The organism is Limosilactobacillus sp. (assembly GCF_041859915.1).
Classification (GTDB): Bacteria; Bacillota; Bacilli; order Lactobacillales; family Lactobacillaceae; genus Limosilactobacillus.
Genome location: NZ_JBFLGB010000045.1, coordinates 1 through 11684, shown reverse-complemented (window position 1 = coordinate 11684; position 11684 = coordinate 1). Strand labels below are relative to the sequence as shown.

General features: G+C 44.8%; 9 protein-coding genes and 1 pseudogene. 5 read left to right on the top strand and 5 right to left on the bottom strand.

Annotated elements, in window-relative coordinates; genetic code table 11:
* On the bottom strand, positions 1–1490 hold a 1490-nt coding region (locus tag ACEYV4_RS06845; protein ID WP_373842594.1), incomplete at its 3' end, for a multicopper oxidase family protein.
* 24 nt (positions 1491–1514) lie between these two features.
* Positions 1515–2837 (bottom strand): aminopeptidase C, encoded by a 1323-nt coding sequence (locus ACEYV4_RS06840; RefSeq protein ID WP_373842593.1) that lies wholly within the window; start codon positions 2835–2837, stop codon positions 1515–1517.
* 138 nt (positions 2838–2975) lie between these two features.
* On the opposite strand from ACEYV4_RS06840, the gene ACEYV4_RS06835 reads away from it, so the two are divergent.
* The 3 genes and pseudogenes from ACEYV4_RS06835 to ACEYV4_RS06825 all read left to right on the top strand — a co-directional run bounded on the left by ACEYV4_RS06835 (position 2976) and on the right by ACEYV4_RS06825 (position 6393).
* Positions 2976–3590, top strand: a complete 615-nt coding sequence (locus ACEYV4_RS06835) for a sugar O-acetyltransferase (protein WP_373842592.1) — start codon at positions 2976–2978, stop codon at positions 3588–3590.
* An 80-nt stretch (positions 3591–3670) separates the two neighbouring features.
* On the top strand, positions 3671–4315 hold the full coding sequence (locus ACEYV4_RS06830) for an NAD(P)-binding oxidoreductase (RefSeq protein WP_373842591.1): 645 nt from the start codon (positions 3671–3673) through the stop codon (positions 4313–4315).
* Between the two features lie 673 nt (positions 4316–4988).
* Positions 4989–6393, top strand: a pseudogene (locus tag ACEYV4_RS06825) (sugar porter family MFS transporter).
* A gap of 105 nt (positions 6394–6498) precedes the next feature.
* On the opposite strand, the gene ACEYV4_RS06820 reads toward ACEYV4_RS06825, so the two are convergent.
* Positions 6499–6789, bottom strand: a complete 291-nt coding sequence (locus ACEYV4_RS06820) for a hypothetical protein (protein WP_373842590.1) — start codon at positions 6787–6789, stop codon at positions 6499–6501.
* A gap of 116 nt (positions 6790–6905) precedes the next feature.
* On the opposite strand from ACEYV4_RS06820, the gene ACEYV4_RS06815 reads away from it, so the two are divergent.
* Positions 6906–7286, top strand: coding sequence for a winged helix-turn-helix transcriptional regulator (locus tag ACEYV4_RS06815; RefSeq protein ID WP_373842589.1), 381 nt, complete (start codon positions 6906–6908; stop codon positions 7284–7286).
* Between the two features lie 41 nt (positions 7287–7327).
* Here ACEYV4_RS06815 and ACEYV4_RS06810 read toward each other — a convergent pair whose 3' ends face one another.
* A complete protein-coding gene (locus tag ACEYV4_RS06810) occupies positions 7328–8077 on the bottom strand; it encodes an alpha/beta hydrolase (RefSeq protein WP_373842588.1) in 750 nt (249 codons plus the stop codon).
* Between the two features lie 135 nt (positions 8078–8212).
* On the opposite strand from ACEYV4_RS06810, the gene ACEYV4_RS06805 reads away from it, so the two are divergent.
* On the top strand, positions 8213–10744 hold the full coding sequence (locus tag ACEYV4_RS06805) for a M1 family metallopeptidase (RefSeq protein ID WP_373842587.1): 2532 nt from the start codon (positions 8213–8215) through the stop codon (positions 10742–10744).
* 46 nt (positions 10745–10790) lie between these two features.
* Here ACEYV4_RS06805 and ACEYV4_RS06800 read toward each other — a convergent pair.
* Positions 10791–11684 (bottom strand): ATP-binding protein (locus ACEYV4_RS06800; protein ID WP_373842586.1); only part of this gene is annotated, 894 nt, incomplete at its 5' end.

Below are 11684 nucleotides of genomic sequence, written 5' to 3'. Positions count from 1 at the left end.
AACTTGTCCAACGGAACGTGTCGTTCTTTAGCAAAGGCCTTCATCAGAGTCATGTGGTTCATCAGGTGATATTTCTTGTGCGGATGAGCAGGATCCACAACCAATAATTGGGCCATCATCCCACCATCCTCGTGTTCAATAATGTGGCAGTGGTACATGAAGACTCCTGGAACATTGAACCAAACCTTGATTACCACGTGCTCACCGGGGTTAACTGCTACGGTATCCTTGAGACCCAATTCATTCGGGTTCGGTGCATGACCATCGCGGGAAACAACCTTAAAGGCGGTACCATGCATGTGATAAGGATGGATCATTCCCGGCTTTGGATTAGTGTTGCAGATATCCCAAAGCTGAACCTTATGCATTGGCATCTTGTAGTCGATCCGGTCCATCTTGAACTTCTTACCATTCATCGCTACCGACTCATCCATCCCGTCGAGGGTGACGTGGTGAACTGGCAGGTCGGGATCAACTGCCGGATCAGGCGTTTCAAAAAGTGTGTCTGGTAGCTGCATGTGGTCGGGCTTAAATTCATGAATCCGGAAGTGAACCAATGGAACATCATCAGAATAGAGGATCACTTCATCACCCGGCTTGTACTTGCCGAAGTCAACAATAATTTCCTGTCGTTCGGCACAGGTAATCAAGAGCTTATTCATCTTCACCGGGTGCGGCAGTAAGCTCAGGTCACCGGCGATCTGGGTAAATTCGAGGTCGTCAGAGAAGTGCAAACGCCATTCTCGCCGGTTGGCCCCATCGAGGAAACGCAGTCGAACCTTTTGGGTAGTCACGTCGAAGTACGGGTTAATCGTCCCGTTGATCATCGGCGTTGGGCCAGCAACCCCATCCGGATCATAATCGGCGCGGTAATTCCACTGGTTGTCCTTGTGGAAGCGCCGGTCCTGAAGGATAATCGGAATATCATCGACTCCATAATTGCGTGGCAGTGGCAAACTGGCCTCGTGCTGATCCTGAACAATTGCGCCACCAGCTAGGCCATGCCAAACCTGCTCAGCTGTGGACGGACACGGGTGAGCGTGAAGCCAAACGAAGGCCGCCGGTTGGTTGATCTTAAAAGTAACATCACGACTCTTGCCCGGATAGACTGGAGCATGGCAACCACCGTCTTCAATTGGGCCCGGAATTGCCAAGCCGTGCCAGTGAAAAGTCGTCACTTCTGGCAAGTGATTAACGAGGTGAACATGGATCGTCTTGCCCCGCTTAAAGATCACCGTTTTACCCAAAAGTGGGCCATTGTAGCCCCAGGTCTTCGTCTTTTGACCAGGTAACAACTGTACTTCCCCCGTCTGAGCGACGATCGTGTAATACATATCGGTTGCCGTTTCCTTATCTGGCTTCAAGATTGCCGGAATGTTTAACGGCCGCTGAGGTGTTTGCGGTTCTTCTAGCGGAACGTAACCACCATCATGGTAGTCATAGGCAGCTTCATCGTAAAAATAATGATCAATCAGTTGATTTTCTGCCATTTTCTTACCTTCTTTGTTAACTCTTTACTGCAGTGAATCCCAGGCCGTCAGGATGACTGGCGTACTGTCGGCTAACTTCTTTAAATCATCGTCCAAGTACTTGCGGTTGATAACGGCTTCGTAAGTATAATCCTTGAACCAGTCTTCGGTCATCACGAAGTAACCGTTGGCACCGTTATCCTTGCCCCAGCTATTTTCGATCTTCCACCGACTTGGTTCACCGTTGACGAGGTCGAAGCCGGTTAAAGTCATGGCATGGGAAACCATGGCCTGACGAGTCTCAAGCCGGTCTTTCTTATTCATCGTGAAGTCGACATCGAGTAGTTCAGCCCGCCGGAAGAGCTTGGCATCCATCAGGCCTCGTTTCCGATCCATCTGCTGAAGAACATCGTTACCGACCCAAACGGTTTCACCGGCCTTCAGCTGTTTCAATGCAGCTTCTTGCAGGTACTTAAATGGCACGTTGACGAACTTGATTGGAATTCCGCCGGCCACATTATCTTGAGTTGGCATTGCATAAACCTTGTTGTACTCATGATCCGGAGCGTTGGTAATTACAACATAGTCATTCAGATTAGTATCAAAGTATTCTCGGTAGAACTTCAGTGGTGTCAAGCCTAATACCTGGTGGAATTTCTTATCGTCATCCCGGTACTCAAGGTCAAACTTTGCCGGTGGTTCACCAAAGGAGTAAGCAGCAACCTTGTAGACATCCGCCATCATCTCTTGTTGAGCCGTGGCTAATTCATCTTGATCAGCACCGTTGTTAACGAGCTTTCGCAACGCCAACGCATCTTTACGCATCAGGTAGTTCATTACCGCAGCTACGTCGGTCGTGTCCCGGGTGTTATGGGTATCCGGCATTGCGTATTCTGGCACTACCCCATACTTTTCAACAATTGAAGCGGCGTTGGCCCACTGTCCACCATCGTTTTCGGCGAAGCTCAGGTAAAAGTCAACCGTCCGATCATGAAGTGGCTTCTTGGCCGTTTCAATGATCTTTTGGAAGAACATGTTAGCCCGTTCGATCCGATCCCAGAAAAACAGGTAGTTTTGAGAAAGTTCAAAGTCCTTAACCTTATACTTGCTAGCAAACTTGTGCCGGAGCGTGTTCAGGGTCGCAAATGACCAGCACCGACCACTGTGCCGCTGGTTGGACGGCTTACCGGTCTTAATCTCATAGGAAAAGGCCCGGTGAAGACGAGCACTAGCGGTTGGGTCTTCGCTAGCGTTGCGAATACCGTTTTTCTGAACCGCCCGTGAAACCACGTCGGCATCCCGTCGCGCGTGAAATTCTTGCTGGTATTTTTCAACCATTTCTGAAGTTAAATGATGTTCTTCAGTCATTAATAATCCCTTCTTTTAAAAATGCTTGTTATAATCATCACATCTCAATAATACCGCACTTTGGTATTCAATGGCTGAGATTTTGTTCATAACCTATAGTTCCAATCTGATACAATAAAGGAAAAAGGAGCAATCATTATGGATCTTAAGCACCAACTTCACGACCAACAAATTTACTTTCCCAATGACCCGGCCATCTTGAAAACCCAGGTCCAGGCTCAATTACCAATGTATGAATATAACCGAACCCTGCCGACCGAGGGCGCTAAACGGCAACAATTACTCAAAAAGATGCTCGGTCGCGTTGGTAAAGACTGTTTCTTAGAACCACCCTTCCATGCCAATTGGGGTGGCCGTCATGTCATGCTCGGCGATGGCGTTTATGCGAATTTCAACCTCACCGTTGTCGATGATACCTACGTCTATATTGGTGACCGGACGATGATGGGCCCCAACGTTACCTTGGCATCGGCTAACCATCCCATCTTACCGGAGCTTCGTCGCCAAGGAGCGCAATATAACCTACCGATCCATATCGGCAAAAATTGTTGGCTTGGTGCCGGCGTGATTGTCGTTCCCGGTGTCACGATCGGCGACAATACCGTGGTCGGTGCCGGTGCAGTCGTCACCAAGGACCTGCCAGCCAACGTGGTCGCGGTTGGTATCCCAGCTCGGGTACAGCGACCAATCAATGACCATGATCGCAAATACTACCACGGTCAACGTAAAATCGATCCTAAGCTGCTTTCCTAGAGACCAAGTGCTTTTCCAACCTTTCTAATCATTTTCCGGTTATGATGAGAAGGTAAGTTAATTTAGGGGGGAACCTCAAAATGAAAATTGTATTTGTCGCTGGTGGCTCCGGACGGGTTGCCACGGAATTAATCAAGGACCTCGTTGCCGCTGGTAATAAAGTTATCGCCGGGGCCCGGCATCCCGAAAAAATCATCAAATTAAATGGAGTTGCGCCGGTCAAGATGGATCTTCACAGCAGTGTCAATGACTTAGCTTCCCTGATGAAGGGTGCCAACATCGTTTACTTTGTCGCCGGATCCCGGGGCAAGGATCTTTTACAGACCGATGCCATGGGCGCCGTTAAGACAATGGAGGCAGCAGGAAAAGTTGGCATCAAGCGCTACATTATGCTCAGCTCAATGTACGCGCTGGAACCAGACCAGTGGCACAAATATCCGGCCCTCGCGGGAATTACCGATTATAATATTGCCAAATTTTTTGCCGACAACTACCTTATCCATAGTACCGACCTTGACTACACAATTCTTCAACCGGCAGTTCTGACTGAAAAGCCGGGCACGGGGAAGATTAACATCGGTGTGGGCGAAGAAACGGCTAACCCAATCCCCGATGTCGCCCAGACTCTTGCTGACCTGTTGAAATTTGATAACACGATTGGCAAGGTCATCATGATGCGTAGTGGTGCTACTCCGATCAAGGATGCTTTGAAGAAAGTTCGTTGACTTCTGACCTACACAAACAAAAACACCAATCAACCAGTGTTAGTGCTAAAAGGGATTACTAAATTAAGAATTTAATTATTTTCATAGGCATCTATTTAGGCATCACAAATAGATACTTTTTTTATCATTATTTTCGGCTAGTTTGCGATATCATTTTGGGTAAAATGATATCGCAAAGAACTGATCATCATTAATAAACCTGATGATGATACAATAAATGTAGACAAAAGAACTGATAAGTCTGGATTACACCGACTGATCACAAAAGCCCTCTGCTAGTACGAATAGCAAGAGGGCTTTTTTATATGAGTTAATATGGTAGTATCACGAGTGATAGCTGCTCTAGATAGTTGACAAAAGAACTTATAATCATGAGTCGCACCTCCTTTGCATTGGGATAACCTTTGCAAAACAAAGTGACGGCTCTTTTCTTTTAGCTGATTTTAAGCTGAAGATTAGGACTGATCTGATTGATTCTTCCACTTTACCGTTAAAATAATTTTGCATAATTATGAATGCATGTGACAAACAGATCAAGCCTAAAGGAAACATTTTCAAAATGATCATGTTAGGGTAAAGGTGTTAAGAATAAAGCTTCTTTTAAATTTTTAGTATAAAATTGCTCATTTACATATATTGGGAGCTGCTAATTTTACAAATGGGAGTGTGATACATTATTAGTTCTAAAAATGAGCAGTATATACATAGGTTACGAAAAATTGCATTAATTGCGACCCTTGGTGGCCTGCTTTTTGGGATTGATACTGGTGTAATCAATGGAGCATTACCATATATGGCTTCACCAAACCAACTGAATCTATCTTCGTCTGAAGAAGGATTAGTTACTTCAGGCATTACTTTAGGTGCGGCTTGTGGTGCCTTATTTGCCGGACGTCTATCTGACCACTATGGTCGTCGTCATGTCTTATGGCTATTATCACTTATCTTCTTGGCTGGTACCTTAGCCTGCTCTTTAGCACCTAACGCAATTTTAATGATTATCTTTCGCTTTCTGCTCGGCTTCGCAGTTGGTGGGGCATCTGTGATCGTACCTACTTAATTTAGCTGAAATTGCTACTTCAGTTCTGCGAGGCCAATTAGTCACCCAAAATGAATTAATGATTACCGGTGGCCAATTGTTAGCTTTTACAGTCAATGCTATTTTAGGAACTTGTTTCCCCCATGTAACGAATATTTGGCGTTACATGATTGCCTTTGGAATGATTCCTTCAATCGCCCTATTTTTAGGAATCTTCTATCTTCCTGAATCACCACGCTGGTTAATTATGCATAACCAAACTAAGCAAGCAATGGCTGTCTTGCAAAAAATTCGGCCCAACCAAAAAATATGTCAACATGAAATTAATAGTATCAAAAACGTTCTAGCAAAGCATCGTGAGATTCGTCAAGCAAACTGGCATGATCTCAATCGGCCTTGGGTACGTCATTTACTGTTAATTGGTAGTTGTTTCGGAATCATGATGCAATTTATTGGCATTAATATCATGATGTATTATGGTACGAGTATTTTGATGAAAACCGGATTAGGACATAATACAGCTTTACTAACCAATATTGGTAATGGCTTAGCATCATTCATCGCAGTAATAATTGGTATGCACTTTATGGGGACAGTTGATCGACGCAAAATGTTGCTAACTGGTATTATTGGTACTACTTGTTCACTATTCGCGTTAACTTTAACTATTGCCCTTTTAGCACACTCATCATTACTACCATGGATTGTAATTAGTACAACAATGGCTTTCTTAGCATTTTTCCAGTCTTCAGTTTCACCAACAATTTGGACACTTTTGTCCGAAATTTTCCCCCAAAGCTTACGAGGCTTAGGAGCAGGAATTTCAACATTTATGTTGTGGTTAGCCAACTTCTTCGTTGGTTTCGTCTTTCCAATTTTACTTAATCACTGGGGCGGAGTTGCTACTTTCAGCCTATTCGTTGCCTTTAATCTTCTTGCATTGATTTTTACCTATCTTGAAACTCCTGAAACACAAGGAAAGAGTTTGGAAGAGATTCAAATGGAAATGCGGCAAAACTTCCGTCACTCTTCTTTTTAATCCAGGCATAGCTAACTATGTTCTAAATAACTGTATAGAAAAGCTCGATTATGACCACCATGGACCATAATCGAGCTTTATTTTTATGTTTTGTAATTAAATCATTTAAGCCACAGCATAAATCCGAACATCCGGGTCCTCTGTCCAAGTTGGCTTCAGGCCAGGAAAGACATGCTTGGTAAACATGTCTGACTTCAGGTAAGCCTTAGCATGTTCAACGCTATCAAAGCCGTGCATAACCTGAACATCTTCGTCCCGAACCAGCAATTCCTTGGTTTCAGCACCCGGAATTGTGTCTAAAAATGGCTGACGATAATCATGGTAAACCTTGGCTGCTGCAGCCCGGTTCTTCTCTGGAACTACCATTGTAATCTGTAAATATGCTTTAACTGCCATCATCAATTCCTCCTATCTCAATTATTTACGTTTTTCATAATAGTCGCCTATAATCGATAAAGATACGATTTCAAAAGCAATTGAGTTACTAAAAATTTTTTGAGGAGGAATCCCCAATGTATCAGCGAAAAACACCCAAGGAATACTATTGTACAGTTGATTATGCTCTCGACATCTTTGGCGGCAAATGGAAGCCCCGCCTACTCTGCATCCTTGGTCATAGCAAATCAATGCGTTACGGTAAACTAAAAAACGAAATGGAGAATATTTCTGATGCTGCCCTGGCTGACAGCCTCAAAGAACTCCAAGCGGCCGGAATTGTTGCCCGCCAGCAGTATAATGAAATGCCAATTCGGGTTGAATATTCATTAACCAAAGAAGGACGGTCGCTATTGCCCGTTCTTGATACTATCTCTAACTGGGCCGTTCAACATAGTCAAGCCGATATTTATAGTGGTCGCCACTTTCGAAAGGTGCACGCCAATGCATTTCACTAAAATTAAAAGCGAAGCTGATTTTTTGTCAGTTTCGCTTTTAATTATTTCTGGAGTAAAAAGTCTGCCACTAATTTTTCAATTTTAGTCCTAGCCGGGCCCTGAAATAGGTGTCCTTCACCCTTAATCAAGTGGAGCTCGCTATTAGGCAAGATAATATTATACTTCTGCGATGCCTTTGGCGAAACTATGGTATCCGCCAGTCCATGGATTAACAAAACCGGGCCGGCAAAGTGTTGGGCAGTTTCATAAATTGGCAGAAGCTGCGCGGTGCGGAAGTAGTCACCGCCAACCGCAAAACCCGATACGTCAACCTGGTCAGGAATATGCATTGGATCATATTCACTACCCTGGCAAACCCCTTTCAAGGCATCATCCTTCAGCGTCGCCGCCGGAGCTAATAAAGCCACCTTAGCAATAACGTCATGGTAGTAGGCTGCCAGCATGGAAGCTACTACTCCGCCTTGGGAATGGCCAACCAAGTAAATCGTCTTGGCTTTCATCTTCCGGCGTGCAAAATCGATGATCTTCATCCCATCAAGGAGCTCACTCAGAACGGTCATATCGACAAATCGTCCATCACTCTTACCACAGCCGGCAAAGTCAAAGCGCAGTGTCGGCAATCCACGTTGATTTAGGTAGTGAGACAGACTGGGCAAAATTTTATTTTCATCATAGCCCAGGTCACCCTTAAAACCGTGCATCAGAATCGCGACTGCCTCATTTTCAAGGGTCGTGGTTCCTTCCAGGCGTCCTACCAATTGTAAACCATCGCGTCGAATCGTTACGTCCATTGATAATCATCTCCTTAAATAGGTTTATTTTACCGAATCATAGCTAACAAAAGCAATTCCGATACCAATAACTTCCCACCACCGGGCATTTGCCGTACAATTAAACTATCCTAATAATAAGAAGTGAATTTTCTAATGACAAAACGACTATTGGATGATTTTCAACCCGCACATTACGACCTTTATCTCGATATTAACCGGGCGCAGAAGACCATCAACGGTAAGACGACCATCAGCGGCCATGCCAATAAGCCCCAGATCGCCGTTAACCAAAAGTATCTTTCCGTAGCTAGTGTTCAAGCTGACGGTAAGGACGTTCCCTTCACTACGGATGGCCAAGCAGAAACTATCAACATCACCCTCCCTAGAGCTGGTCAGGTGACCTTGACGATTAAGTATTCTGCTCCCCTCACCGATTCAATGATGGGAATTTACCCATCTTACTACCAGGTTCATGGTGAACAGAAGGAATTAATCGGTACTCAATTTGAAACCACGGCCGCTCGCCAAGCCTTCCCAAGCGTCGACGAACCGGCTGCCAAGGCTACTTTTAGTTTGGCCATCAAGTATGATGAACACCCTGGTGAAACGATCATCGCCAACATGCCTGAGGACCACGTCACTGATGGCGTCCATTACTTCCAAAAGACGGTTCGCATGTCTACCTACTTGGTTGCCTTTGCCTTTGGTGAAATGCAGTCCAAGATGACCAAAACTAAGTCCGGCGTCCAGGTCGGCGTTTTCGCTACCAAGGCTCACCAACCGAAGGAACTCGACTTTGCCTTGGGCATTGCTAAACGAGCAATTGAATTCTACGAAGACTTTTACCAAACACCATACCCGCTTCCCCATTCTTGGCAACTAGCTCTGCCTGATTTCTCTGCCGGGGCCATGGAAAACTGGGGACTAGTCACCTACCGGGAAGCCTACCTCTTACTGGATCCAGACAATGCTTCATTGGACATGAAACGCTTCGTTGCCACGGTCATCACCCATGAGTTGGCTCACCAGTGGTTCGGTGATCTGGTCACCATGAATTGGTGGGACGACCTCTGGCTCAATGAAAGTTTCGCCAACATGATGGAATACGTTTCCGTCGACGCCATCCACCCCGAATGGCACGTTTGGGAACTCTTCCAAACTTCCGAAGCCCCAATGGCCCTGCAACGGGATGCCACCGATGGGGTACAACCAGTCCACGTCAACGTCAACGATCCAGCCGAGATTGATTCAATCTTTGACTCTGCCATCGTCTACGCTAAGGGTTCGCGAATGCTAGTAATGGTTCGCGCCCTGCTTGGTGATGACGCTCTGCGCAAAGGACTCAAAAATTACTTTGCCGCTCACAAATACCATAATGCCAAAGGAAGCGACCTATGGAAAGCTCTCGGTGATGCTTCTGGGCTGGACATTGGCAAGATCATGAATTCCTGGTTGGAGCAACCGGGTTATCCAGTCGTCACGGCCAAAGTGGCTAACGATGGCCAGCTAGTCCTTTCCCAAAAACAGTTCTTCATCGGTGACGGGGTTGACAAAGGTCGCACTTGGCAGATCCCATTGAACAGTAACTATGCCGCTGCACCGCAGATCATGGTTGATAAAGAAATTAAATTAGGCAACTACCAGGAACTGCGTCAGGCTAATGGAAAGCCGTTCCGCTTGAATGTCGGTAACAATTCTCACTTCATCGTTAAATACGACGACACCTTACTGAAAGATATCTTGAATTCAGCCGACCAATTTGATCCAATCAGCCAACGGCAATTGCTTCAAGATCTCCGTTTGCTCGCCGAGGGTCAGCAAATTTCTTATGCTTCCTTGATTCCATTGTTAAAGCGCTTTGCCGACAGTCACTCTGCAATTGTCAATGCTGAACTTTACCGAATTGCCAACAGCTTGAAGATGTTTGTCCAACCCGGCTCAGCAGAAGAGCAAGAACTACGAACTTTCTTTGATCAATTGAGCAAGGCTCAGGTAAGCCGGCTCGGTTGGTTGCCGAAAGATAGTGAATCTAATGATGATCAGTTGACCCGGCCCGTCGTTTTGAACGCCGCTCTTTACGCGCACAACCAGGACGCTATTAAGGCTGCTCACCAAATTTTCACTGCTAACCAAGGCCAACTAATTAACCTATCCGCTGATATTCGAGGATTAGTACTTAAAAATGAAGCCCAAAACTTCAGTAGTCCTAACCTCTTCAACCAATTGATTACGGCCTACCAGCAGACGGCCGACCCTTCTTACAAGCAGGATATTCGGGCCGCCCTGCCACAAACAACCGATTCGGCTTTGATCAAAAAGATCATTAGCCTCTATAAGGACGCCAGCGTTATTAAACCCCAGGACCTGCGCGCCTGGTACCGGGGAGTGCTTGCTAACGATGCCGGTCAGCAGGCAGCCTGGGATTGGCTCCGTGATAACTGGCAGTGGTTAAATGACACGGTCGGTGGTGACATGGAATTTGCTACCTTCATTACCGTGACCGCTGGTATTTTTCATACGCCAAAACGGCTTGCCGAATTCAAGACCTTCTTCGAACCGAAAATCAATACTCCTGGCCTGACCCGGGAGATCAAGATGGACATTAAGATCATTGAAAGTAAGGTTGACCTGATTGAAAAAGAACAAGCTAGTGTCAACCAAGCAATTGCCAAAAGCAATCACTAAATGAAATCCCGTTACAGTATTAATCCAGCTGTAACGGGACTTTTGTTTAAAATTGGTCAAGCATGACTTGCTCTGTCACAAAACGGTCAAAGTATGGCAACATAAACTGCACAAAACCGTAGCCGGCCGACATAATAATTTGATCATCAATTAATTTGCGTCGATAAACTGCAACATAATTAGGCTGTTTCCCCATTATTTGACCAATCTGTTTAGCACGAACTCGTTGCGTGCCGACCTTAACCATGGCCTGAACAAATTCACGTTCTTTCATACTCATCTCGTGATAAATCTTATAATACACATTTCTAAATAGGTCACTGATATACCGATCTAAAGCCTTTTTTACCACATCAATCGTAATCTGGCTATCACCGTATTTAACCGCAGTTTGCCAAACCCAGTAACCTAATAATTGAAAGGCATAAGCAAAACCCATCGTCTGTTTAGTCATATACAGCAAAGCAGGTAATTCAATTTTGAAACCAGCTTTACTAAAAATATGCGCATAACTATTTTTGATGCTCTCAGCAGCTAATGGATCAAGGGTAATTCGATTAGCACGCAGCAAAAAAGTTAAAACGTCATCATTTTGAATTTCTGAAACATTTTCTGGTAAACCAGCCATTAGCAGTGAAACTTGTAAATTATCTCGAAGCATAATTTGGTAGCAACTAATCAGCTTCCTTAAAAGCGGCGTAGCCTTAACCTCATCAATTGTGATTAGAATATGAATACCCTTTTGACTAAACTTCTCAAGCAATCGATGCAATATTACTTGAAAATTAGCATTAGTACTTTGATTACCAACTTTAGTATTCAACTGAATTCCCTTAAAGTTAATAGTCAAATCAAGGTCTTTAAAAAGATGCAAGTTTAACAACTTATCACGTAATTGAACTATCAAAGAATCCAAAAGATCGTCATCTAAAACCAGATT